Consider the following 1,009-nt stretch of genomic DNA (forward strand, 5'->3'; position numbering starts at 1 on the left):
TTAAATTTACAACACCCTCTTTTTTAGTTTTTGGAAATTTTGAGGAGATATCTATTTTTTCCTAAAAAGGAGAAGAGAGCTCTATTTTTCTTAACTTGTATCTAAGTAACATGTTACGTCATAAGTAATGTATTTTTATTAGACTTAAAGTATTGAAATAGGATATTACTAGTGATATAATTCCATTAACATAGAAATTAAGGTGGAGGTAAAAATATGTTAAAGCAATTTCAAAGATTAGGAGGAGCTCTATTTGCACCTGTGTTACTTTTCCCATTTGCTGGAATGATAGTAGCATTGGCAATTATATTAAAGAACCCAGACTTTGTAGGAAGTCTTGCAGATCCTAGCAGTTTTTTCTATAAGGTTATGACAGTTATAGAAGAAGGTGGATGGACAGTATTTAGACAATTGCCACTTATATTTGCAATAGGGTTACCTATAGGACTTGCTAAAAAAGCTCATGCAAGAGCATGTTTGGCTGTTCTAGTGACGTACATGACATATAACTATTTTATTAACGCAATACTTACATTTTGGGGACCAACATTTGGTGTAGACTTCACTCAGGCTGTTGGAGGAGTGAGCGGACTTACAACAATTGCGGGTATTAAGACATTAGATACAAGTATAGTTGGAGCAATAGTAATTGCAGGAATTACTACAGCAATACATAACAAGTTTTTCGATGCTAAGCTTCCTGACTTCTTAGGAACATTCCAAGGAACAACACTTGTAAGTGGAATAGCATTTGTAGTAATGATTCCAGTATCACTATTAACTTGCCTAGTTTGGCCAAAAGTTCAAATGGGAATTGCATCATTACAAGGATTTATGGTAGTTTCTGGTAACTTTGGAGTTTGGTTATACACATTCTTAGAAAGAATCTTGATACCAACAGGACTACATCACTTTATATATGGACCATTTATATTTGGACCAGCAGTTGTTGACTCAGGAATTCAAGTGGCTTGGGCACAAAATCTACAAAACTTTGCAAACTCAACTT

General features: G+C 34.2%; 1 protein-coding gene. It reads left to right on the top strand.

Annotated features, from left to right (window positions below):
• Positions 1-216: 216 nt before the first annotated feature.
• Positions 217-1,009: PTS transporter subunit EIIC (locus tag IX290_RS11380; protein ID WP_211493308.1), on the top strand; the 793-nt coding region annotated here is incomplete at its 3' end.

The sequence above is a fragment of the Fusobacterium sp. DD2 genome, assembly GCF_018205345.1.
In the GTDB taxonomy this organism is placed as follows: Bacteria; Fusobacteriota; Fusobacteriia; order Fusobacteriales; family Fusobacteriaceae; genus Fusobacterium_A.